At 71.2% G+C, this 23,195-nt stretch carries 21 protein-coding genes; 8 read left to right on the forward strand and 13 right to left on the reverse strand.

Annotated elements, in window-relative coordinates:
• Position 1 precedes the first annotated feature (1 nt).
• The 4 genes from FHP06_RS02740 to pgl are packed head-to-tail and all read left to right on the forward strand — an operon-like array spanning position 2 to position 4,711.
• Entirely contained in the window at positions 2–1,585 is a 1,584-nt protein-coding gene (locus tag FHP06_RS02740; protein ID WP_147683514.1) for a glucose-6-phosphate isomerase, read from the forward strand.
• On the forward strand, positions 1,582–3,126 hold the full coding sequence (gene zwf, locus FHP06_RS02745) for a glucose-6-phosphate dehydrogenase (protein ID WP_147683515.1): 1,545 nt from the start codon (positions 1,582–1,584) through the stop codon (positions 3,124–3,126). Before FHP06_RS02740 ends, zwf begins: the two co-directional genes overlap by 4 nt.
• Positions 3,123–4,025 carry a glucose-6-phosphate dehydrogenase assembly protein OpcA gene (locus FHP06_RS02750; RefSeq protein ID WP_147683517.1) on the forward strand — a complete coding sequence of 301 codons (903 nt, stop codon included), beginning with the start codon at positions 3,123–3,125 and terminating at the stop codon, positions 4,023–4,025. Before zwf ends, FHP06_RS02750 begins: the two co-directional genes overlap by 4 nt.
• Entirely contained in the window at positions 4,022–4,711 is a 690-nt protein-coding gene (pgl, locus tag FHP06_RS02755; RefSeq protein ID WP_147683519.1) for a 6-phosphogluconolactonase, read from the forward strand. The genes FHP06_RS02750 and pgl overlap by 4 nt, the downstream gene beginning before the upstream one ends.
• 135 nt (positions 4,712–4,846) lie before the next feature.
• On the opposite strand, the gene FHP06_RS02760 is transcribed toward pgl, so the two are convergent.
• The 9 genes from FHP06_RS02760 to uvrC all read right to left on the reverse strand — a co-directional run bounded on the left by FHP06_RS02760 (position 4,847) and on the right by uvrC (position 13,349).
• Positions 4,847–5,200 (reverse strand): RNA polymerase-binding protein RbpA, encoded by a 354-nt coding sequence (locus tag FHP06_RS02760; protein ID WP_147683521.1) that lies wholly within the window; start codon positions 5,198–5,200, stop codon positions 4,847–4,849.
• Between the two features lies 1 nt (position 5,201).
• A complete protein-coding gene (gene secG / locus FHP06_RS02765; RefSeq protein WP_147683523.1) occupies positions 5,202–5,438 on the reverse strand; it encodes a preprotein translocase subunit SecG in 237 nt (78 codons plus the stop codon).
• A gap of 19 nt (positions 5,439–5,457) precedes the next feature.
• Entirely contained in the window at positions 5,458–6,249 is a 792-nt protein-coding gene (gene tpiA / locus FHP06_RS02770) for a triose-phosphate isomerase (protein WP_147683525.1), read from the reverse strand.
• Complete coding sequence (locus FHP06_RS02775) at positions 6,249–7,445, reverse strand: phosphoglycerate kinase (RefSeq protein WP_147683527.1); 1,197 nt, start codon at positions 7,443–7,445, stop codon at positions 6,249–6,251. The genes tpiA and FHP06_RS02775 overlap by 1 nt, the downstream gene beginning before the upstream one ends.
• A gap of 15 nt (positions 7,446–7,460) precedes the next feature.
• Entirely contained in the window at positions 7,461–8,465 is a 1,005-nt protein-coding gene (gene gap / locus FHP06_RS02780; protein WP_147683529.1) for a type I glyceraldehyde-3-phosphate dehydrogenase, read from the reverse strand.
• Positions 8,466–8,545: 80 nt separating this feature from the next.
• Positions 8,546–9,553 (reverse strand): DNA-binding protein WhiA, encoded by a 1,008-nt coding sequence (gene whiA / locus FHP06_RS02785; protein ID WP_147683531.1) that lies wholly within the window; start codon positions 9,551–9,553, stop codon positions 8,546–8,548.
• Positions 9,554–9,606: 53 nt separating this feature from the next.
• Positions 9,607–10,545, reverse strand: a complete 939-nt coding sequence (locus FHP06_RS02790; RefSeq protein WP_147683533.1) for a gluconeogenesis factor YvcK family protein — start codon at positions 10,543–10,545, stop codon at positions 9,607–9,609.
• 2 nt (positions 10,546–10,547) lie between these two features.
• Positions 10,548–11,411 (reverse strand): RNase adapter RapZ, encoded by an 864-nt coding sequence (rapZ, locus tag FHP06_RS02795; RefSeq protein ID WP_147683535.1) that lies wholly within the window; start codon positions 11,409–11,411, stop codon positions 10,548–10,550.
• Positions 11,412–13,349 carry an excinuclease ABC subunit UvrC gene (uvrC, locus tag FHP06_RS02800; protein ID WP_147683536.1) on the reverse strand — a complete coding sequence of 646 codons (1,938 nt, stop codon included), beginning with the start codon at positions 13,347–13,349 and terminating at the stop codon, positions 11,412–11,414. It abuts the gene before it with no gap.
• Between the two features lie 99 nt (positions 13,350–13,448).
• Here uvrC and FHP06_RS02805 point away from each other — a divergent pair, with 99 nt between their 5' ends.
• From FHP06_RS02805 to FHP06_RS02815, 3 genes are read left to right on the forward strand one after another with little or no spacing between them, the layout of a single operon-like run.
• A complete protein-coding gene (locus FHP06_RS02805) occupies positions 13,449–15,125 on the forward strand; it encodes a PEP-utilizing enzyme (protein WP_187271748.1) in 1,677 nt (558 codons plus the stop codon).
• A gap of 5 nt (positions 15,126–15,130) precedes the next feature.
• On the forward strand, positions 15,131–15,943 hold the full coding sequence (locus FHP06_RS02810; RefSeq protein WP_147683540.1) for a PEP/pyruvate-binding domain-containing protein: 813 nt from the start codon (positions 15,131–15,133) through the stop codon (positions 15,941–15,943).
• Complete coding sequence (locus FHP06_RS02815; RefSeq protein ID WP_147683542.1) at positions 15,936–17,336, forward strand: MFS transporter; 1,401 nt, start codon at positions 15,936–15,938, stop codon at positions 17,334–17,336. The genes FHP06_RS02810 and FHP06_RS02815 overlap by 8 nt, the downstream gene beginning before the upstream one ends.
• Here FHP06_RS02815 and FHP06_RS02820 read toward each other — a convergent pair whose 3' ends face one another.
• Both FHP06_RS02820 and uvrA read right to left on the reverse strand, forming a co-directional pair.
• Positions 17,337–17,792: a Rieske (2Fe-2S) protein gene (locus tag FHP06_RS02820; RefSeq protein WP_147683544.1), complete on the reverse strand. Its 456-nt coding sequence runs from the start codon at positions 17,790–17,792 to the stop codon at positions 17,337–17,339. It abuts the gene before it with no gap.
• Between the two features lie 43 nt (positions 17,793–17,835).
• Positions 17,836–20,712, reverse strand: coding sequence for an excinuclease ABC subunit UvrA (uvrA, locus tag FHP06_RS02825; protein ID WP_147683546.1), 2,877 nt, complete (start codon positions 20,710–20,712; stop codon positions 17,836–17,838).
• Between the two features lie 152 nt (positions 20,713–20,864).
• Between uvrA and FHP06_RS02830 the strand changes: the two genes are divergently transcribed.
• Complete coding sequence (locus FHP06_RS02830) at positions 20,865–21,518, forward strand: MBL fold metallo-hydrolase (RefSeq protein ID WP_147683548.1); 654 nt, start codon at positions 20,865–20,867, stop codon at positions 21,516–21,518.
• A gap of 3 nt (positions 21,519–21,521) precedes the next feature.
• Here the strand turns inward: FHP06_RS02830 and FHP06_RS02835 are convergent, their stop codons facing one another.
• Positions 21,522–21,716, reverse strand: coding sequence for a VOC family protein (locus FHP06_RS02835; protein WP_147683550.1), 195 nt, complete (start codon positions 21,714–21,716; stop codon positions 21,522–21,524).
• Between the two features lie 195 nt (positions 21,717–21,911).
• Positions 21,912–23,183, reverse strand: coding sequence for a cytochrome P450 (locus FHP06_RS02840; RefSeq protein WP_147683552.1), 1,272 nt, complete (start codon positions 23,181–23,183; stop codon positions 21,912–21,914).
• Positions 23,184–23,195: the final 12 nt, after the last annotated feature.

Raw genomic sequence — 23,195 nt, forward strand, 5'->3', positions numbered from 1 at the left:
GATGGCCGACTCCGTCGCCCTGACCCTGGACGTCCCGCATCAGGGCTTCGAGCACGCGCTGCGGCGCCTGATCGACGACGGCGTGGCGTCCGGCCTCGCCGGCCACGACGCGACGCTCTGGGGGCGTGACGCCGAGCACGAGGCGAGCATCCGGCTGTCCTGGACCGATGCGGCCACGAAGTCCCGCGGCCTCGTCGCGGAGATCGAGAGCCTGCGCAGCGACCTGAACGACCGCGGTCTCGACCACGTCGTGCTCTGCGGCATGGGCGGGTCGTCGCTGGCGCCGGAGGTCATCTGCCGCGCCGCGGAGGTGGAGCTCACGGTGCTCGACTCGTCACAGCCGGACATGGTGCGGCGCGCGCTCGCCGACCGGCTCGAGCGCAGCATCGTCGTGGTGTCGAGCAAGTCCGGCAGCACGGTCGAGACCGACAGCCAGCGCCGCGCCTACGAGCAGGCGTTCGCCGATGCCGGCTTGACGCCCAGCGACCACATCGTCGTCGTCACCGACCCGGACTCCCCGCTCGACGGCGAGGCCACGGAGGCCGGCTACCGCGTCTTCCACGCCGATCCCGAGGTCGGCGGCCGCTACTCAGCGCTCACCGCGTTCGGCCTGGTGCCGAGCGGCCTCGCCGGTGCGGACATCGGCGCTCTCCTCGACGACGCCGAACATCTCGCCCCCTCGCTGACCCTGGACGACGCCGACAACCCGGCCCTGCGCCTCGGCGCCGTGCTCGGCGTCGCGAACCGGCACCACGTCGACAAGCTCGTGCTCGCCGACCAGACCCGCGCCGGCCTCGGCGACTGGATCGAGCAGCTGGTCGCGGAGTCCACCGGCAAGATCGGCCGCGGCATCCTGCCGGTCGTCGTGCCGTTCGAGAACGCGGTCAACTTCTACCCCAGCACCGCCGACTCGGTGCTGGTGGCGATCGGCGGCAGGGCCGCCCCGGAGGCCCAGTCGGGCTACGGCGCGGCCGTCGGCGGTCCTCTGGGCGCGCAGATGCTGCTGTGGGAGACCGCCGTCGCGATCGCCGGGCGGCTGATCGGCATCAACCCGTTCGACCAGCCCGACGTCGAGAGCGCCAAGCAGGCCGCCCGCGACCGGCTCGGCCAGTCCTCCAGCGAGGACCCGACGGCGCAGGGCGACGGCATCACGGCGTACGGCATCGAGGCGGACTCCGTCCAGGCGGCCGTCACCGCGCTGCTCGACCAGCTCGACCTCTCGCACGGCTACGTGGCGATCCAGGCCTACCTGGACCGGATCGGCCACCCGGCCTACGCGGGGCTCCGCGAGGTGCTCGCGCAGCGCACCGGCCGTCCGGTCACGTTCGGCTGGGGGCCGCGCTTCCTGCACTCCACCGGTCAGTACCACAAGGGCGGTCCGCCGAACGGCGTCTTCCTGCAGCTGACGTCCGACCCGGTCGACGACCTGCCGGTGCCGGGTCGCGACTTCACGTTCGGCCAGTTCATCGCCTCGCAGGCCGAGGGCGACGCCCAGGTGCTACGCGACCACGGCCGTCCCGTCCTGCGCCTGCACCTGGCCGACGTCGAGGCCGCCCTGCCGACGCTGCGCGAGCTGCTGACGTGAGCGCCACCCACAACCCCCTGCGCGACCCGCAGGACCGTCGCCTGCCGCGCATCGCCGGCCCCTGCAGCCTGATCCTGTTCGGCGTCACCGGCGACCTCGCCCGCAAGAAGCTGATCCCCGCCGTCTACGACCTCGCCAACCGCGGCCTGCTGCCACCCGGCTTCGCGCTCGTCGGCTTCGCCCGGCACGACTTCGGGCGCCAGGAGTTCGCCGGGATGATCAAGAGCGCCGCGAAGGAGGGTGCGCGCACCCCGTGGCGCGAGACCGTCTGGAAGCAGCTGGCCGCCGGCATCCGGTTCGTCCCCGGCGAGTTCGACGACGACGCCGCGTGGGAGCGGCTCGGCGAGACGATGCGCGAGCTCGACGAGAAGCAGGGCACCGGCGGCAACCACGCGTTCTACCTGTCGATCCCGCCCGGGCTGTTCCCCGTCGTCGTCTCCCAGATCAAGAAGCACGGCTTGGCCACGTCCGACGGTGACGGCGGAGCGTCGAACGGCGGCTGGCGCCGCGTCGTCATCGAGAAGCCGTTCGGCCACGACCTCGCGTCGGCCAAGGAGCTCAACAGCATCGTCTCCGACGTGTTCCCGCCGGAGAGCGTGTTCCGCATCGACCACTACCTCGGCAAGGAGACCGTCCAGAACATCCTCGCGTTCCGGTTCGCCAACGGGATGTTCGAGCCGATCTGGAACAGCAACTACGTCGACCACGTGCAGATCACGATGGCCGAGGACATCGGCATCGGCACCCGCGCCGGCTACTACGACGGCATCGGCGCGGCGCGTGACGTCATCCAGAACCACCTGCTGCAGCTGATGGCGCTCATCGCCATGGAGGAGCCGGTGTCGTTCAAGGCGTCGAGCCTGCGGATCGAGAAGCAGAAGATCCTGGCCAACGCACGTCCGGCGCCGCGCCTCGACTTCCACACCGCGCGCGGCCAGTACGTGTCCGGCTGGGCCGGTGGGCAGCAGGTCGCCGGGTACCTCGAGGAGGAGGGCATCCCGCAGTCGTCCACCACCGAGACGTACGCGGCGATGCGCATCGACATCGCCACCCGACGCTGGGCCGGTGTCCCGTTCTACCTGCGCGCGGGCAAGCGGCTCGGCCGCCGGGTCACCGAGGTGGCCGTCGTGTTCAAGCCGGCGCCGCACCAGCCGTTCGCCAAGCACGACGTCGAGGAGCTCGGCAGCAACGCGCTCGTCATGCGGATCCAGCCCGACGAGGGCGTCACGCTGCGTTTCGGGGCCAAGGTGCCCGGCACCACGATGGAGATCCGCGACGTCCTGATGGACTTCGCCTACGGTGGCGCGTTCGTCGAGAGCAGCCCGGAGGCGTACGAGCGGCTGATCCTCGACGTGCTCCTGGGCGATCCGCCGCTGTTCCCGCAGCTCGAGGAGGTCGAGCTGGCCTGGGAGATCCTCGACCCGGTCATCGAGCACTGGGCCAAGCAGTCCCGCATCGACACCTATGTTGCCGGCACGTGGGGCCCTGCCTCCTCGGACGCGATGATCGCGCGCGACGGCCGGACCTGGAGGCGCCCGTGAGGATCTCGCTGGAGCACACCACCTCGCCGGAGATCGCCCAGGCGCTGGTGAAGGCGCGCATCGCGGCCGGCAGCCCGGCGATGGACATGGTGCTGACGCTGCTGATCATCACCGACGACGAGACGGTGGGCGACGCGCTGAAGACGGCGGCCACCCTCTCGATGGAGCACCCGGCCCGCGTCATCGCCATCGTCATCGGCGACGGCCGCGGGAGCCCCCAGCTCAACGCCACCGTGCAGGTCGGCGAGGACGCCGCCGGCGAGTCCATCCTGCTGCGGCTGAGGGGCCCCGTCGCCAAGCACGCCGAGTCCGTCGTCCTGCCGCTCCTGCTGCCCGACTCCCCCGTCGTCGCCTGGTGGCCGGGACACGGGCCCACCGACCCGTCGGCGGACCCGATCGGCCAGCTCGCGCGGCGCCGCATCACCGACGCCGAACGCACGAGCACGCCGGTCCGCACCCTGAAGGCCACCGGGCGCCACTACGCACCGGGCGACACCGATCTCTCCTGGACGCGCCTCACTCCGTGGCGAGCCCTGCTGGCAGCGGCCCTGGACCAGGCCACCGAGAAGGTCACCGGCGGGTCCGTCGAGGTCGGACCAGGCAACCCGGTCGCCGCGCTCCTGGTCGCCTGGCTGGAGAGCCGACTCAAGGTGCCGATCACCATGCGCAAGGGCACCACGGCGCAGATCAGCAAGGTCCTGCTGACCACGGCCGCCGGCGAGGTCTGCATCGAGCGCATCAGCGACTCGGCCTGCCACTTCAGCGTCCCGGGGTCCGCTCCGCGCGAGGTGCCGCTCGGCCGCCGCACCCTGGCCGAGCTGCTCGCCGAGGACCTGCGCCGGCTCGACGCCGACGACGTCTACGCCAAGACCTTGAAGCACCTGTTGGAGACCTCGTGACGGTCGAGGTCCACTCCGACGCGGGGTCGCTGGCCGCGGACATCGCCGCCCGCCTCACCGCGCGCGTCGCGGAGATCCAGGCCGAGGGCCGCACCCCGAAGGTCGTCCTCACCGGGGGCACGATCGCGATCGCGGCGTACGAGCTGATCGACGCCGACGGCGCCGACTGGTCCGACGTCGAGCTCTGGTTCGGCGACGAGCGCTTCGTCCCCGAGGGCCATGAGGACCGCAACGACCAGCAGGCCCGGGACGCGTTCCTCGACCGCGTCGGCGCCACCCGCGTGCACAGCGTCGCCGGCAACGACTGCTCGCTCAGCGCCGCCCAGGCGGCCGACCAGTACGCCGCGACGCTCCCGTCCGAGCCGTTCGACGTCGTGCTCCTCGGCGTGGGCCCCGACGGCCACGTGGCATCGCTGTTCCCGGGCTTCGACCAGCTGCACGAGACCGCGCGGGCGTGCGTGGAGGTGTTCGACTCCCCCAAGCCGCCGTCTGTGCGCGTCTCCATGACGTTGCCGACGCTCAACCACACCGAGGCGGCCTGGTTCATCGTGGCCGGCGACGGCAAGGCCGACGCGGTCGCGCGAGCGCTCGCCGACGACGGCACGGTCGACGAGACTCCCGCCCGCGGCGTCACCGGGCGTCGAGAGACGCTCTGGCTCCTCGACGAGGCCGCCGCGTCTCGCTGACGAGAGACTTCCGGCCCGCTGACGAGAGAGTTCCGGCCCGCCCACGAGAGAGTTCCGGCGCCGCTCGACGCCGAAATCCGCTCGTCAGGGTGCCGGAATCCGCTCGTCAGCGGGGCGGAAGTCCCTCGTCAGCGGTCAGAAGATGATCTCGCCGGACTTCCGCTTGGTGCGGAGGGTCTCCAGGGCCTCGGTGAGGATCTCGGCGGCCTCGGCGTCGCTGCGGCGCTCCTTCACGTAGGCGAGGTGCGTCTTGTACGGCTCGATCTTCGGGGCCGTGGGACGGTTCTCCTCGTCCCGGCTGGCGGGCATGCCGCAGCGCGGGCAGTCCCAGGAGTCCGGGACTTCGGCCTCGACGGAGAACTGCAGCACCGTCTCGTGGTCGTTGCTGCAGAAGTACGTCACCGACTGACGCGGTGCGGCCTCTCCGCGCTCAGCCTCGCCCATGGGGCCGGAGCCGATACGGCTGCCCCGGATGGCGCCGGCGGCCACCTCAGTTGCTCACCTTCAGGAGCAGCCCGAGGGCCACGATGCAGACACCCCACACCGCGGCGATGCCGACGGTGATGCGGTCGAGGTTGCGCTCCGCGACGGACGAGCCGCCCAGGGAGCTGGAGATGCCACCGCCGAACATGTCGGACAGACCTCCGCCACGTCCCTTGTGCATGAGGATCAACACGATCATGAGCACGCTCGAGATCGCGAGGATGATGGAGAACAGGAGGATCACGTCGAGTCCTTCGTCTGGGTCAGCCGAGGTTCGGCATGTCGTAGAAACGGGCGATGGCGGCGAATTCTTCCGCTTGGAGGCTGGCACCGCCGACCAGGGCGCCGTCCACGTCGGACTTGGCCATGATCGCGGCGATGTTCGCCGCCTTCACCGATCCGCCGTAAAGGATACGCAACGAGTCCGCCGCTTCGGGCGAGAAGGTCTCAGCGACGCGCCCGCGGATCGCCTGGCAGACCTCTTGGGCGTCCTCCGGAGTGGCCACCTCGCCGGTGCCGATCGCCCACACCGGCTCGTACGCGACGACCAGCCCAGCGACCTGCTCGGGCGTGAATCCGGCCAGGGATCCGTCGATCTGCGCCAGCGTGAAGGGGACGTGCTCCCCCGCCTGGCGGACCTCGAGTCCCTCGCCCACGCACACGATCGGCGTCATTCCGGCCGCCAGGGTCTTGGCCGCCTTCGTGTTGACGACCGCGTCGGTCTCGCCGTGGTACTCGCGGCGCTCGGAGTGCCCGACGACCACGTAGGCGCAGCCGAGCTTGGCCAGCATGGCCGCCGAGATCTCACCGGTGTAGGCGCCGCCGTCGTGCTCGGAGACGTCCTGGGCGCCGTACCGGATGGTGAGACGATCGCCGTCGACGAGGGTCTGCACGCTGCGGATGTCGGTGAACGGCGGGATGACGGCCACCTCGGCCTTCGCCGGGTCGTGCTTCTTGTCCTGCAGCGTCCAGGCGAGCTTCTGCACCAGGACGACGGCCTCCTGGTGGTTCACGTTGGACTTCCAGTTGCCGGCCATCAGCGGGGTACGGGCCATCAGGCGTCACCTTCCAGTACGGCGAGTCCGGGGAGGGTCTTGCCCTCCAGGTACTCCAGGCTGGCTCCACCACCGGTGGAGATGTGGCCGAAGTCGTCGTCGGCGAAGCCGAGCTGGCGGACCGCGGCGGCGGAGTCGCCGCCACCGACGACGGACAGGCCGTCCAGGTCGGCGAGCGCCTGCGCGACGGCCTTCGTCCCGGCGGCGAACGCCGGCATCTCGAAGACGCCCATCGGCCCGTTCCAGAACACCGTCCTCGCCTCGCCGATCGCCTCCGCGAACCGCTGCGCAGACTCCGGGCCGATGTCGAGCCCCATCTGGTCGGACGGCATCGCGTCCGCCGCCACCACGGTGGGGGGCGCGTCGGCGGCAAACTCCGGGGCGACCACGATGTCGGTGGGCAGCACGAGCTCGACGCCGCGCTCGACGGCCTGCTCGATGTAGCCACGGACGGTGTCGAGCTGGTCGGACTCCAGCAGGGACGTCCCCACCTCGTGGCCCTGGGCCGCGAGGAACGTGAACACCATGCCGCCGCCGATCAGCAGGGAGTCGGCCTTGTCGATCAGGTGGTCGATGACGCCCAGCTTGTCGGACACCTTGGATCCGCCGAGCACGACCGCGTAGGGGCGCTCCGGGTCCTCGGTGAGCCGCTTGAGCACCTCGAGCTCGCTGAGCACGAGGCCCCCGACGGCGGCCGGCAGGCGCGTGGCCACGTCGTAGACGCTGGCCTGCTTGCGGTGCACGACACCGAAGCCGTCGGAGACGAAGACGTCCGCCAGGGCGGCGAGCTCGTCGGCGAAGGCACCACGCTCGTCGTCGTCCTTGCTGGTCTCCCCCGCGTTGAAGCGGACGTTCTCCAGCACGGCGACCTCGCCGTCCTGCAGCTCGCCGGCGACGCGCTGCGCGTCCTCGCCGACCGTGTCCTCGGCGAACCTCACGTCGGCGCCGAGCAGCTCGCCGAGCCGCTCGGCCACCGGACGCAGCGACGCCGCCGGGTCGGGCTCACCCTTCGGGCGCCCGAGGTGGGCCACCACGAGCACCTTGGCGCCGGCGTCGGCCAGCTTCTTCAGGGTCGGCACGCTCGCGCGGACGCGGCCGTCGTCGGTGATCGTGCTCCCCTCGAGGGGGGCGTTCAGGTCGCTGCGGACCAGCACGCGGCGACCACGCAGGTCACCCAGGTCGTCGATCGTTTTCACAGGTCGCGGCGGCGCTCAGAGCGAGGCGCCGACGTGGTTCACCAGGTCGACGAGGCGGTTGGAGTAGCCCCACTCGTTGTCGTACCAGCCGACGACCTTGACCTGGTCGCCGATGACCTTGGTGAGCGGCGAGTCGTAGATGCACGACGCCGGGTCGGTGACGATGTCGGACGACACGATCGGGTCGACGTTGTAGGTGAGGTAGCCGGCCAGCGGCCCCTCGGCCGCGGCCTGGAACAGCTCGTTGACCTCGTCGACGCTGGTCTCGCGACCCACCGTGACGGTGAGGTCCGTGGCCGAGCCGGTGGGCACCGGCACGCGCACCGCGTAGCCGTCGAGCTTGCCCTTGAGCTCCGGGAGCACCAGACCGATGGCCTTGGCGGCGCCGGTGGACGTGGGCACCAGGTTCACCGCGGCGGCGCGGGCGCGACGCAGGTCGCTGTGCGGGGCGTCCTGCAGGTTCTGGTCCTGCGTGTACGCGTGGATGGTGGTCATCAGGCCCTTCTCGATGCCGAGGCCGTCGTTGAGGACCTTGGCGAGCGGGGCGAGGCAGTTGGTGGTGCACGACGCGTTGGAGATGATCGTGTGCGCCGAGGCGTCGTACTGGTCGTGGTTCACGCCCATGACGACCGTGACGTCCTCGTTCTTCGCCGGGGCGGAGATGATGACCTTCTTCGCGCCGCCCTCGACGTGCGCCGAGGCCTTGGTGGCGTCGGTGAAGAAGCCGGTGGACTCGACGACGACGTCCGCGCCGACCGAGGCCCAGTCGAGCTTGGCCGGGTCGCGCTCCTCGAAGGCGACGATCTTCGCGTCGCCGACGGTGATCGAGCCGGCGTCGTGGCTGACCTCGGCGTCGAGACGGCCGAGGATCGAGTCGTACTTGAGCAGGTGGGCGAGCGTCGCGTTGTCCGTCAGGTCGTTGACGGCCACGATCTCGATGTCTGCGCCGGCGGCACGAGCCGCTCGGAAGAAGTTGCGGCCGATGCGGCCGAATCCATTGATGCCTACGCGAACGGTCACGGCGGAGATGCTCCTGCAGGTCGACGGGTCTGAGGTCCCAGCCTATCGAGTGGGTGCACCTCCCCGACGCCCCGGTTCTGTTACGAACCAGTAGCCGCTTCGTCCGCGGCCGGCTCCTCCCAGTCGTCCGGGCGGCTGGCCTCGGTGTCCGGGATGCCGAGCTCCTCGGCACGCTTGTCGGCCATGGCCAGGAGCCGGCGGATCCGGCCGGCGATCGCGTCCTTGGTGAGCGGCGGGTCGTGCAGCTGCCCGAGCTCCTCCAGGCTGGCCTGACGGTGCTCGACGCGCAGGGTGCCGGCCATCTTCAGGTGGTCGGGCACCTCCTCGCCGAGGATCTCCAGCGCACGCTGCGCGCGGGCACCGGCGGCGACCGCGGCCCGCGCCGACCGGCGCAGGTTGGCGTCGTCGAAGTTCGCGAGCCGGTTGGCGGTGGCTCGGACCTCACGCCGCATGCGGCGCTCCTCCCAGGCCAGCAGGGACTCGTGGGCGCCGAGCCGGGTCAGCAGCGCGCCGATGGCCTCGCCGTCGCGGATGACGACGCGGTCGACGCCGCGGACCTCGCGCGCCTTGGCGCTGATGCCGAGGCGGCGAGCGGCACCGACGAGCGCCAGGGCGGCTTCGGGACCGGGACAGCTGACCTCCAGCGACGAGGACCGGCCGGGCTCGGTGAGCGAGCCGTGAGCCAGGAAGGTGCCGCGCCAGGCCGCCACCGCGTCGCACGACGCACCGGAGACGACTTGTGGCGGCAGGCCACGCACGGGACGACCGCCGGAGTCGACGAGACCGGTCTGGCGGGCGAGGGCCTCGCCGTCGCGCGCGACGCGGACGACGTAGTGCGTGCCCTTGCGCAGGCCGCTGCCCTGCATGACGACGACCTCGCTCTCGTGGCCGTAGACCTCGGCGATGTCCTTGCGGAGCCGACGGGCGGCGGCGCCGGTGTCGAGCTCGGCCTCGACGACGATCTTGCCGGCGACGATGTGCAGTCCCCCGGCGAACCGCAGGATCGAGGAGACCTCGGCCTTGCGGCAGCACGACTTGGTGATGACCGTGCTCGACAGCTCGGACTTGACCTGTGCCGTCATGGCCATCAGCGGTGCTCCTCGAACGGTCGTGCGGTGCTCAGTGTCACTGTATGGCCACCTCACAAGGTGCTGTCGAGAATAGGCCGGAACGCGTCCGCCAGACGGCGCGGGTCGTGCTGGTCGGACCCGGGGCCGGTGGCGACGTCGGCCGTCACCAGCCGCGCACCGAGCTCCCGGGCGACGCCGGCGAGAGTACCCCGCGAGTCGGTCACCGACGTGTCGGCGACCACCACGTCGATGTTCAGCGCCGGCGCGTGGGCCGACAGCACCTCGAGATGATCCGTGGGCGATAGCCCCTCGGTCTCACCCACCTGCTCCTGGAGGTTGAGGACGAGAGCGCGTCGGGCCCTGGTGCTGATCAGGGCGTCGCGCAGCTGCGGCACCAGGAGCGTAGGCATGATGCTGGTGAACCAGGAGCCCGGGCCGATCACCACCCAGTCGGCGTCGAGCACGGCCTCGACGGCCTCCGGGCACGCGGGTGGGTCGAGCGGGTCGAGGCGCACGGCCACCACCTGGCCGTCGACGCCGGCGACCTGCACCTGGCCGCGGACGACGGAGATGCGGTCCGGCGCGGAGCGCAGGTGGACGTCGGCCTCGATGTCGAGCGGCACGGCCGCCATCGGCAGCACGCGCCCGCGCGCGCCGAGCAGCTCGCCGACCAGGTCGAGGCCCTCGACGTGGTCGCCGAGCAGGTCCCAGATCGCGGCGATGAGCAGGTTGCCGGCCGCGTGGTCGTGCAGCGACCCCCCGCCGACGAAGCGGTGCTGCAGCACGCGCGCCCAGGTGCGGCCCCAGTCGTCGTCGGAGCACAGCGCCGCCAGGGCCATGCGGAGGTCGCCCGGCGGCAGGATGCCGAGCTCCTCGCGCAGCCGGCCGGACGAGCCGCCGTTGTCCGCCACCGTGACGATGCCGGTGAGGTCGGTCTCCAGGAGCCGGAGGGCCGAGAGGCTGGCGGCGAGCCCGTGGCCGCCCCCGAGAGCCGCCACCTTCACGCTCACCGCTACTCCTTGCCCAAGTCGCGGTGGACGACCAGCGTCCGGACGTCGTGGGCCCGCAGACGCTCGGCGAACGCCTCGGCCATCGCGACGCTGCGGTGGCGACCGCCCGTGCACCCCAGGGCGATGGTGAGGAAGTGCTTGTCCTCGTGGAGGAAGCCGTCCGTGAGCAGCGCGACGAGACCCTCGTAGCGGTCCAGGAACTCCTCGGCCCGCGGCTGCTTGCGCACGTAGTCGCGGACCGGCTCGTCCAGGCCGCTGAGCGGGCGCAGGTCGTCGACCCAGTGTGGGTTGGGCAGGAAGCGCAGGTCGGCCACCATGTCGGCGTCGATGGGGATGCCGTACTTGAACCCGAACGACATCACCGACGCGCGCAGGCCCTCGCTGTCGGCGTCCTCGAAGGCCGCCTGCACCTGCTGCCCGAGCTGGTGGACGTTGAGGTTGGTGGTGTCGATGACGATGTCGGCGCGGCCGCGGAGGGTGCGCAGGAGGTCGCGCTCACGCGTGAAGCCGTCCATCAGGCGGCCCTCGCGGCTGAGCGGGTGCGGCCGCCGGGCGGCCTCCTGTCGCCGGACGAGGACGTCGTCGGCCGCCTCCAGGAAGAGGATCTGTGCGTGCTTCCCGAGCGACCGCAGCTTCTCCAGGACGTCGACGAGGACGGCGAAGAACGGACCGGAGCGGGCGTCGACGACGACGGCGAGCTTGTCGGTGCTGCCGAACCGCTCCACGGTGTCGACGGTGGAGACGAGCAGCTCCGGCGGCAGGTTGTCGATGACGTAGTAGCCGAGCTTCTCCAGGCCCTTGGCCGCCGTGCCACGGCCGGCCCCCGTCATGCCGGTGACCAGGACGAGCCGGGTCAGCTCTGCCATTCAGTCCTCCAAGATCTCTCCGGTGGCCGTGTTCACCGCCGGCGCCGGGGCGTCGCCGGCCAGCGCCGCCACGATGGATTCTGCCGTAGCGGGGCCCACTCCGTGCACGGTGGCGATCTCCTCGGCCGTAGCGGCTCGCAGCTTCTTCACCGAGCCGAACGTCTTGAGCAGCGCGCGGCGGCGGGTGGGGCCGAGGCCGGCGATGTCGTCGAGCGCGCTGCCGGTCATGGCCTTGGCCCGCCGTTGGCGGTGGTGCGCGATGGCGAACCGGTGCGCCTCGTCGCGGACGCGCTGCAGGAGGTACAGACCCTCGCTGGTGCGCGGCAGGATGACGGGGTCGACGTCGTCGGGCACCCACACCTCTTCGAGCCGCTTGGCCAGGCCGCAGAGGGCGATGTCCTTGACGCCCAGCTCGTCCATGGCCTGCTGGGCCGCAGCGACCTGCGGGGGTCCGCCGTCGACGACGATCAACGACGGCGCGTACGCGAACTTCTTGGGCTTGCCGGTCTCGGGGTCCACACCCATCTCGTCCGCACCCTCGGCGCGCGCCTTCAGCAGCCGCTCGAGCCGTCGGGTGATGACCTCGTGCATGGCCGCGACGTCGCTCTGGCCCTCATGGCGGATGGTGAAGCGGCGGTACTCGGACTTGCGCGGCAGGCCGTCCTCGAAGACCACCATCGACGCGACGATCTCGGTGCCCTGGAGGTTGGAGACGTCGTAGCACTCGATGCGCAGCGGCGCCTCGGGCAGGTCGAGCGCCACCTGCAGCTCCTCCAGCGCCTGGCTCCGTGCCGTGAGGTCGCCGGCGCGCTTGAGCTTGTGCCGGGCCATGACCTGGTGCGCGTTGGAGCTGACCGTCTCCAGCAGCCGGCGCTTGTCGCCGCGCTTCGGCACCCGGATGGTCACCGGCCCGTCGTGCAGCTCCGAGAGCAGCTCGGTGACGGCGCCGACGTCGGCGGGCAGCTCCGGCACCAGGACCTGCCGCGGCACCGCCTGAGGCGCGGACTCGCCGTAGAGCGTGATGAGGGCGCGCTGCACCAGCTCGGGGACGTCGGCGTCGTCGGCGCGGTCGGCCACCCAGCCGCGCTGGCCACGAATGCGCCCGCCCCGCACCGAGAAGATCTGCACCGCCACCTCGAGCGGGTCGATCTCGAATCCGAAGACGTCGGCGTCGGTGCCGTCGCCGAGGACGACCGTCTGCTTCTCCAGCACCCGGTTCAGGGCGCCGAGGTCGTCGCGCAGCTTGGCGGCGAGCTCGTACTCCTGCGCGTCGGACGCCTCCTTCATGCGCTGCTGGATGCGCTTGGTGAACCCGGCCGTCTGCCCACCCATGAACGCCAGGAAGTCGTCGACGATCTCGCGGTGCTCCTCGGCGGACACCCGCCCGACGCACGGGGCTGCGCACTTGCCGATGTCGCCGAGCAGACAGGGCCGGCCGATGGCCTTGGACCGGCGGAAGACCCCGGCGCTGCACGACCGCATCGGGAAGACGCGGAGCAACGTGTCGACGGTGTCGCGGATGGCCCACGCGTGGCCGTACGGGCCGAAGTACCGCACGCCCTTGCGCTGTGCCCCGCGCATGACCATGACCCGCGGGTACTCCTCGCCGACGGTGACGGCGAGCCAGGGATACGACTTGTCGTCGCGGTACTTGATGTTGAACCGCGGGTCGAACTCCTTGATCCAGGTGTACTCGAGCTGGAGGGCCTCGACCTCGGTGTCGACGACCGTCCAGTCGACCCGGGCGGCCGACATGACCATCTGGTGGGTGCGGGGGTGCAGACCGGCGGGATCGGCGAAGTAGGAGTTCAGCCGGCTGCGCAGCGACTTGGCCTTGCCGACGTAGATGACGCGCCCGGCGGCGTCACGGAAGCGGTAGACCCCCGGACCGGTAGGGATCTCCCCCGGAGCCGGCCGGTACGTCGAGGGATCTGCCACCGTTCCAGCCTACGGGTGATGTCGGACACCGAAGTCCTCGTTCTGTGGACGTGCGCCGCCACCGAGACCTACGGTGAACGGGGGACGAACGGAGCATTGATGAATCCGGAGTTTGTTGCGCCCGGCAAGGGTCCGTGGGAGCTCGAGACCACGCACTTCTCACGTCCGGTCTCCCGGTTCGCCGGGGAGACCTACGCCGACGGTTTCGTGAAGGGGTTCTCGTCCGGCACCGCCCGGTACGGCCTGCTGCTCGACCACCTCAAGCCCGCCATCTCGCACGACTTCATCTACATGCAGCCGGCGCCCTTCATGGCGCCCGAGGGCGCCATGAAGCCCCCGCCCGCCCCCGTCCTCTGGCTGCTCACCCGCCTGCACCCGAAGATGCGAGCGCGGATCGCTCAGTCGGACCGTGCGTTCGCGGAGAAGCAGTGGCGCAAGGACCTCGAGACCTGGGACACCGTCGACAAGCCGGCGGCGATCGAGAAGCACCTCGCGCTCCAGATGATCGACGTCACCGCGCTGTCCGACGACGCCCTGGTGGACCACCTGGCCGAGTGCCGGGACCACGCCATCGCGATGGTGGGCCAGCACCACAAGTACACCGCCACGGCCATCGTCCCCATCGGCGACTTCCTGGCGCACACCGTCGCGTGGACCGGGGCCCACCCGGGCGAGGTGTGCCGGCTGCTCCAGGGATCCTCGCCGATCTCGAACGGCTTCGCCGCTGAAGAGCTGGGCAAGGTCGGCGAGGCGCTCGCCGCCAACCCGCAGGCCGCCGAGCGGCTGCGTTCCGGCCCGCCGGCCGAGGCGATCGCGACTCTGTCGGAGGACCCCGACGTCGGGTCGGCCGTCCGCGCCTACGTCGAGGCGGTGCAGCACCGATCGGTCGGCTACGACGTCGGCGACGTGAACGCCGGCGAGATGCCGGAGCTGCTCGCCGGGGCCATGCTCGCGGCAGCCGCGGGCCCGACGGCGTCCACCCTGGACGATGCGGCGGTGGCGGCGCTTCGCGCCAAGGTCCCGGCCGAGCACCAGGCGCAGTTCGACGAGCTGCTCGCCGAGGCGCGCTTCACAAACCGGATCCGGGACGAGCGAGGCGTGTTCTCCGACGGCTGGGCCACCGGTATCGCGCGCCGCGCCGTCCTCGAGGTCGGCCGACGGCTGGCGGAGCGCGGTCTGCTCCGGACGCCGGAGCACGCTCCCGACCTGACGTACGACGAGCTCGTCTCGCTGCTCCGCGACGGCACCGGACCCTCGGCCGACGAGGCAGCGGCGCACCACGAGTGGCGCACCACCAAGACGGTCGCCGACGCCCCGCCGTTCCTGAACGCCATGCCTCCGGAGCCGCCGCCGGTCGATCTCCTGCCGGCGAAGGCGCGGCGAGCGGCGAACGCGACGAACATCATGCTGATGACGCTGTTCGCGACGTCCGAGGAGGCGAACAGCGAGACCGTCCTCCACGGTCTGTCGGTCAACGACGGCACGTACGAGGGCACCGCGCGTCTCGTCACCGGCTCCGCGGAGTTCGGGAAGATCCAGCAGGGCGACGTGCTGGTCACCCGCAACACGTCGCCGTACTTCAACGTCGTGCTCCCGCTGCTCGGCGCGATCGTCACCGACCGCGGCGGCCAGCTGAGCCACGCCGCCATCGTGGCCCGCGAGTACGGGATCCCCGGGGTGGTCGGGACCCGCGACGCCACCACCACCATCCCGGACGGAGCCCGCGTGCGTGTCGACGGCGCGACCGGCGAGGTCCACCTCCTCGGGACGTCCTGACGTCGATGATCACGAAGCTCGCCGAGGCGACCGACGCCGAGGTCTACGGGGGAAAGGCCGCACAGCTCGGTGCCGCCATCCGCGCCGGACTGCCGGTGCCGGGTGGGTACGCCCTCTCGTCCGACGCCGTCGAGGCCGTCGTCAGCGAGGACGCTGCAGCGCTCGCGGAGATCGCCGCGGCGGCCGCCGAGGTCGGCCGGTCCGCCGTGCGCTCGAGCGCGCTCGACGAGGACTCCGCCGACGCCAGCTTCGCCGGCGCCCACCTGAGCGTGCTCGGCGTGCAGGGGCCTGAGGCGATCGTCGCGGCGATCTGCGCCGTCCGGCGGTCCGGCCAGAACGCCGGCGCCGTGAGCTACCGCGCCCAGATGGGGCTCGACCTCACCGCCCGGATGGCCGTCGTCCTTCAGTCGCTGATCGACGCGGACGCCGCCGGCGTGCTCTTCACGCGCAACCCCGTCACCGGCGCCGACGAGCGCGTGATCGAGGCGACGTGGGGGCTGGGCGAGGCCGTCGTCTCGGGCCTGGTCACGCCGGACAGCTATCGCGTCGCGCGCGGCGGCCAGGAGCTCGAGCGGACGCTGGGCGACAAGGACATCGCCGTCCGGCCCACCCGCACCGGGCCAGAGCCCACCGAGGAGGTCCCGGTGCGCGCGGACCTGGTGGACGTCTTCTGCCTGGACGAGGCCCGCCTCGCGGCCCTCGACGCTCTCGCGACCACGTGCGACGAGGTCTTCGGCTCCACCGACCACGACATCGAGTTCGCCTTCCGCGGCGACGACCTGTACCTCCTGCAACGACGTCCGATCACCCGTGCCTGACCAGGCGACCGACCCCAAGGCGGGCATGCGGCTGGTCGCGGCCGGGCTGGCGGCGACGCTCATGCCGCTGAACTCGACCATGATCGCGGTCGCGCTGCCGGACATCAGCGACGAGTTCCACCGCGACCCCGCGCTGGTGACCCAGGGCCTCGTGACCAGCTACCTGATCGCCGCCGTCGTGCTCCAGAGCCCGGCCGGCAAGCTCGGTGACCGCATCGGGCACGCCCGGATGGTGATGGCCGGGCAGCTGCTCGTCGCGATCGGCGCGCTCGTCGGCTTCCTCGCGACAGGCGTGTGGATGCTGATCGTCGCGCGGATCCTGATGGGGGCGGGCAGTGCGACCCTGGTCCCGTCGACGATGGCGCTGATGCGGCACGCCCTGCCGCCGGAGCGCCGGGGCCGGGCCTTCGGCCTGTTCGGGGCGACGATGGCCCTGAGCGCGGCGCTGGGGCCCGTCGTGGGTGGCGAGCTCGTCGAGTGGTTCGAGTGGCCCAGCGTGTTCGCCGCCAACCTGCCCGTCCTGGCGATCTCCGTGGGCCTGAGTGTGCTCGCCGGCACCCCGGCCGTCCCGGAGCGCGGCTCGGAGGCTCGGTACGACTGGGTCGGCACCGCGCTCCTGGCGGGTGGCCTGTCGGCGATCATCCTCGGGCTCCGGCCGGACGGCGGTCACCTCGCGGTCCTCGTCGCCATCGGCGTCGCGCTGCTCGTCCCGTTCGTGCTGTGGGAGCGCCGTGTCCCCGACCCGGTCATCGCCTTCTCGCTGTTCCGCTCGGTCCCCTTCGCCGCCGGCGCGTTCCTCATCGCGCTGCAGAACCTGGCGATGTACGCCCTGATCTTCGAGCTGCCGCTCGTCGCCGGGGACCTGTTCGACCTCGACGCGCGCGAGACCGGCCGGCTGCTGGTCTCGATGATGCTGGCGATGGTCGTGGTCTCCCCCGTCGCCGGCCGTCTCGCGGACCGGGTGGGGCCGAAGGCCGTCGCGATCGCCGGTTCGGTGGTGGGCCTGCTCGGCGTCGCCGACCTCGCCCGGATCGATCTCACGTCGTCGGACCAGCTGCGGATCCCGATGATCCTGCTCGGCATCGGCCTCGGGCTCACGTCACCGCCGGCGCAGACGGCGTCGATGAACGCCGTCGAGCCCGCTCTGGCGGGCATGGCCGCGGGCGTGAGCTCCACGATGCGCTACCTGGGCGGCATCGTCGGCGTCGCGGTCATGAGCCTGCTGCTCGACGTCGGCGGGAGCCGGTCGGACGTCGTCTCCGAGCACCGCAGCCTCATGGCCGTCTTCATCGGGGCCCTGGTGGCGGGCCTGGTGTGTGCCGTGCTGCTCCCCGGACGCCAGAGGCACACGGATCCCGAGGAGCTCGCGCAGACGGCGCGCACCGTGGAGTGATCAGCCGAGGACGATCTCGGTGCCCTCGACCGTGACCTTCTTGGGCGCCAGCGGTGCCGGCGCCGGTCCCTTCTTCACGGAGCCGTCCTCGGCGGAGTAGCGGCTGCCGTGGCAGTTGCACTCGATGGTGTCCTTCACGACGGCCGCGACGATGCAGCCCTGGTGGGTGCACACGGCGCTGAACGCCTTGAACTCGCCCTCGGCGGGCTGGGTGACGACGACCTTCTGGTTGGGGAAGATCTTGCCGCCGCCGACCGGGATGTCCGACGTCTTGGCGAGCGCGTCGCCGGCGCTACCGCCAGTGTCGCCGCCGGTCGAGCCCGCGTCGGTCGGGTCCGACGTGGAGCCGCTGTCGGATCCGGCCCCGCAGGCGGCCAGGACCGCCCCTGCCCCCACGGCTGCGGCACCTCCGATCACGGCACGACGAGTGGTCTGGTCAGTGATGGAGCCGGCCATGCTGGTCCCTTCCCTCGGGAGGATCGTTACCGGTTCAACGACTCTACGAGGTGACCAGTTCCCCGGCCAGGACAGGAGCGAGGAACCGCCCGGTGTGGCTCGTGGGATGGGTGGCGATGTCCTCGGGCGTGCCCTCGGCCACCAGCAGGCCTCCTCCGCTGCCGCCCTCAGGTCCCATGTCGATGACCCAGTCGGCCGTCTTGATGACGTCGAGGTTGTGCTCGATGACGATCACGGTGTTGCCGGTGTCGACCAGGCGGCCGAGCACGCCGAGCAGCTTGCGGATGTCCTCGAAGTGCAGGCCGGTGGTGGGCTCGTCGAGCACGTAGACCGTGCGGCCGGTGGACCGCTTCTGCAGCTCCGACGCGAGCTTGACGCGCTGCGCCTCGCCGCCGGACAGCGTGGGCGCCGGCTGGCCGAGCCGGACGTAGCCGAGGCCGACCTCCACGAGCGTCTTGAGGTGACGGGCGATGGCCGGGATGGCCGCGAAGAAGTCGACGGCCTCCTCGATCGGCATGTCGAGGACGTCGGCGACCGTCTTGCCCTTGTAGTGGACCTCGAGCGTCTCGCGGTTGTAGCGCGTGCCGTGGCAGACCTCGCACGGGACGTAGACGTCCGGCAGGAAGTTCATCTCGATCTTGATCGTGCCGTCGCCGGCGCACGCCTCGCAGCGACCGCCCTTGACGTTGAACGAGAACCGGCCCTGCTGGTAGCCGCGCATCTTGGCCTCGGGGGTCTGCGCGAACAGCTTGCGCACGTGGTCCCAGACGCCGGTGTACGTGGCCGGGTTGGACCGCGGGGTGCGGCCGATCGGCGACTGGTCGACGTGGATGACCTTGTCGACCTCCTCCACGCCGCTCAGGCTGCGATGGCGGCCGGGGATGGTGCGGGCGCCGTAGATCTGCCGCGCCAAGGACGTGTAGAGGATGTCGTTGACCAGCGTGGACTTGCCGGAGCCGGACACGCCTGTGACGGCGACGAACTGGCCGAGCGGGAACGTGACGTCGATGTTCTGCAGGTTGTGCTCGCGGGCCCCGTGCACCGTGACCTCGCGACCCTTCTCCCGCGGACGCCGCACGGCGGGCACCGGGATGGACTCGCGGCCGGACAGGTAGCGGCCGGTGAGAGAGTCGTCGCTGCTCAGCAGCTCGTCGACCGGGCCGGACACGATGACCTGGCCGCCGTGCTCACCTGCGCCCGGGCCGATGTCGACGACCCAGTCGCTGGTGCGGATGGTGTCCTCGTCGTGCTCGACGACGATCAGGGTGTTGCCGAGGTCGCGCAGGCGGACCAGCGTCTCGATGAGCCGGTGGTTGTCGCGCTGGTGCAGGCCGATGGACGGCTCGTCGAGGACGTAGAGGACGCCGACGAGTCCGGCGCCGATCTGCGTGGCCAGGCGGATGCGCTGGGCCTCGCCGCCGGACAGGGAGCCGGCCGCGCGGTCGAGGCTGAGGTAGTCGAGGCCGACGTCGAGCAGGAAGCGCAGGCGCTCGTGGATCTCCTTGAGCACCCGCTCGCCGATCTGGCGCTCGCGATCGGTCATCTCCAGGTCGGAGAGGTAGTCGGCCGCCTCCGCGATGGACAGGGCAGCCACCTCGGCGATGTTCTTGGCGCCGAGCCGCTCGTTGTTGAGCTGGACGGCGAGGATGACCGGCTTGAGGCGCGTGCCGTTGCACACCGGGCACGGGACCTCGCGCATGAAGCCCTCGAGCCGCTCACGGCTCGTCTCGGACTCGGTCTCGGTGTGACGGCGCTCGAGGTAGCTCACGGCGCCATCGAACATCGTGTAGTACGAGCGCAGGCGGCCGTAGCGGTTCTTGTAGCGGACGTGGACCTTGGTGGGGTGCCCGTGCATCAGGGCGGTCCGGACGTCCTCGGACAACGACTCGTACGGCTGGTCGGCACTGAAGCCGAGCTCGTCGCCGAGCGCCTCGATCAGCCGGGAGAAGTAGTCCGAGACGTGCGCCGACGCCCACGGCGTGATGGCGCCCTCGTTGAGCGACTTGGACGGGTCGGGGACGACCAGCTCGGGGTCGACCTCCATGCGCGTGCCGAGACCGTGGCACTCCGGGCAGGCGCCGAACGGGGCGTTGAACGAGAACGAGCGCGGCTCGAGCTCGTCGACGGCCAGCGGATGGTCGTTGGGGCAGGCCAGCTTCTCGGAGAACCGGCGCGTGCGCTGCGGGTCGTCGTCGGGGAGGTCGACGAAGTCGGCGATGACCAGGCCGTCGGCCAGGTTGAGCGCGGTCTCGACGGACTCGGTGAGCCGCTGCTTCATCGACTCCTTGACCTGGAGGCGGTCGACGACGACGTCGATGGTGTGCTTCTTCTGCTTGGCCAGCTTCGGCGGCTCGTCGGCAAGGTTGTGCGCCTCGCCGTCGACGAGCGCACGGCTGAAGCCCTGCGACTGCAGCTGACGAAACAGCTCGCCGTACTCGCCCTTGCGGCCGCGGATGACCGGCGCCAGCACCTGGAAGCGGGCGCCCTCGGGCATGGTGAGGATGCGGTCGACGATCTGCTGCGGCGTCTGCCGGGTGATGGGCTCGCCGCAGACCGGGCAGTGGGCGCGGCCGGCGCGGGCGTAGAGCAGGCGGAGGTAGTCGTAGACCTCGGTGATGGTGCCGACCGTGGACCGCGGGTTGCGGGACGTGGACTTCTGGTCGATCGAGACCGCGGGCGACAGGCCCTCGATGAAGTCGACGTCGGGCTTGTCCATCTGGCCGAGGAACTGGCGCGCGTAGGCGGACAGCGACTCGACGTAGCGGCGCTGGCCCTCGGCGAAGATCGTGTCGAACGCCAGGGACGACTTGCCGGACCCGGACAGCCCGGTGAAGACGATGAGCGAGTCGCGCGGGAGGTCGATCGAGACGTCCTTGAGGTTGTGCTCGCGGGCGCCGCGCACGACGAGGCGGTCGGTCACTGAATCCCCTGCTCTGGCGGTCGGTTTCGGGCGGGACGGGGCCAGGGATCGGCCCGTGTCAATCGTAGCCAGGGGCTCCGACAGAAACATTCCGAGCACATCTGCCGCCCACGGCCCGGCACCCCCGCCAGACGATGCGGCACGCTTGACCCATGACGTACACCGGAGAGGTCGAGGTCGGCGGTCCGGCCGACACCCAGGAGGCCGGCGACCTGGTCATCACCAAGGTCGCGGTCGGCGAGATGTCCAACAACGCCTACCTGCTGCGGTGCGCGCTCACCGACGAGCAGGCACTCATCGACGCCGCGGCCGAGCCGGACCGTCTGCTCGAGCTGATCGGTGGTGGCGGCATCGCCCGGGTCGTCACGACGCACTGGCACCCGGACCACTGGCAGGCCCTGGCCGACGTCGTCGACGCCACCGGCGCCGAGACCGTGGCCAGCGGGATCGACGCCGAGCACATCCCGGTGCCGACGACCGCACCGGTGAGCGACGGTGCCCGCGTCCGCGTCGGGTCGTGCGAGCTCGAGGTCATCCACCTCACCGGCCACACCGACGGCTCGATCGCCCTCGCCTACGACGACCCCGACGGCGTCGTCCACCTCTTCACCGGCGACTCGCTGTTCCCCGGCGGCGTCGGCAAGACGTGGTCGCCGGAGGACTTCGCCCGGCTCATCGACGACGTGGAGACCAAGCTGTTCGGCCGGTTCCCCGACGACACCTGGTTCTACCCGGGCCACGGCAACGACTCGACGCTCGGCGCCGAGCGCCCCCACCTGAAGGAGTGGCGCGAGCGCGGCTGGTAGTCCTCAGTGCTGCTGTTTGATCCCGTACGTCCGCCCGTCAGGTCCGCGGAAGTGACGCCACGAGTAGTTCAGCGGCTCGACGAAGTTGACGTCACCCAGCAGCTCGCAGCCCGATGCCTCGAGCTCGGCGGACGCGGCCTCGATGTCGTCGACCCGGAACCCGAAGACGACGCCGTCATTCAGGCCCCACGGGCACATGCCCTCGGCCGCCTCGCTGGAAGATGTCGATGATCGAGCCGTTCGGCATGCCGAAGAGGCTCCAGCCCTCCATCTCGAGCATGGGTTCCCCCAGGCCCATGCTCTCGGACAGGAAGGTTCGCGTGGCGGCGAACGCGTCGGGTGGTCGAAACCTAGACCGGCAAGAGGTGTCGCGAGGGTTTCTGCAGGGATCGGTCAGAACCGGACCGGCAGCTCGTCGACGCCGTACACGAAGCTGAGCTGCCGGAAGCTCAGCTCCTCCTCCGGCTTGGCGAGCGCGAGGTCCGGGAACCGCTGGAACAGCCGCGGGAAGAGGATGCGCAGCTCCATGCGGGCCAGCTCGGCGCCGATGCAGCGGTGGATGCCGTGCCCGAACGCCAGGTGGCTGCTGGCCGGGACCCGCAGCGGGTCGAACGACTCGCCGTCCGGGCCGGCCGAGACCTCGTCGCGGTTGGCGCTCGACAGCGACGCGATCAGGACGTCGCCCTTGCGGATCGTCTGACCGAAGAGCTCCATGTCCTCCTTGGCGAATCGCGGGAACGCGACCTGGACGACGGCGAGGTAGCGCAACAGCTCCTCGACGACACGGTCGACGTCCTCCGGCGAGCCGTCCCGGACGAGCGCGACGTGCTCCGGGTTCCGCATCAGCACGATCGTGCCGAGCGCGATCATCCCGGCGGTGGTCTCGAACCCGCCGGTGAAGATGCCGTCGGCGAGGCCGGCGAGGTCGACGTCACTGATCTCCTCGCCCTCGTCGCGGATGATCTGGCCGATCAGGCCGGCGCCCGGGTCCTCACGCTGGCGGGCGACCGCCTCGAACAGGAACTCGCGCTGCTCCGAGACGGCGCCGAACGCCGCCGCTCCCCCGGTGATGTCGAACCGCGCGCTGCCGAGCTTCTCGAACGCCTCGGACTCGAAGTCGCTGAGGCCGAGGAGGTGGCAGATGGTCTGGAACGGCACTGGGAAGGCGAGGTGCTTGGCGAGGTCGACAGGAGAGCCGGCGGCCTCCATGGCGTCGAGGCCCGCGTCGACGATCTCGGCGACGTCCGGCTCCAGCCGGGCGAGGCGACGCATGGTGAACTCCGGCGTGACGATGCGCCGCAGGCGCGTGTGCAGCGGCGGGTCGGTGAAGCCGAGGCCGCCGATGTCGTCGGACGTGGCCGGGCCGTCGCCGGTGAACAGGTGACGGATGTCGTTGCTGTAGCTGTCGCGGTCGGTCAGGATCGCGCGCGACTCCTCGTACCCGCTGACCAGCCACACCCGGAAGTCGAACGGCATGGGCAGGAGCGACAGCGGCGCGGTGCGCCGGAGCTCGGCCATGCGCGGGACAGGATCGGTGCCCTGGCGCTGGAGGGGGACCTTCGTGGGCTCCGGGATGAACGTGATGCGCGCCAGGTCGATGCCGCCCTTGCGCTGCAGCCGACGCATCGCGACTCGTCCGATCCAGCGGGCGACGCGTGTTCTCATGTCCAGCACCAC

Source organism: Aeromicrobium terrae (assembly GCF_008039565.1).
In the GTDB taxonomy this organism is placed as follows: domain Bacteria; phylum Actinomycetota; class Actinomycetes; order Propionibacteriales; family Nocardioidaceae; genus Aeromicrobium; species Aeromicrobium terrae.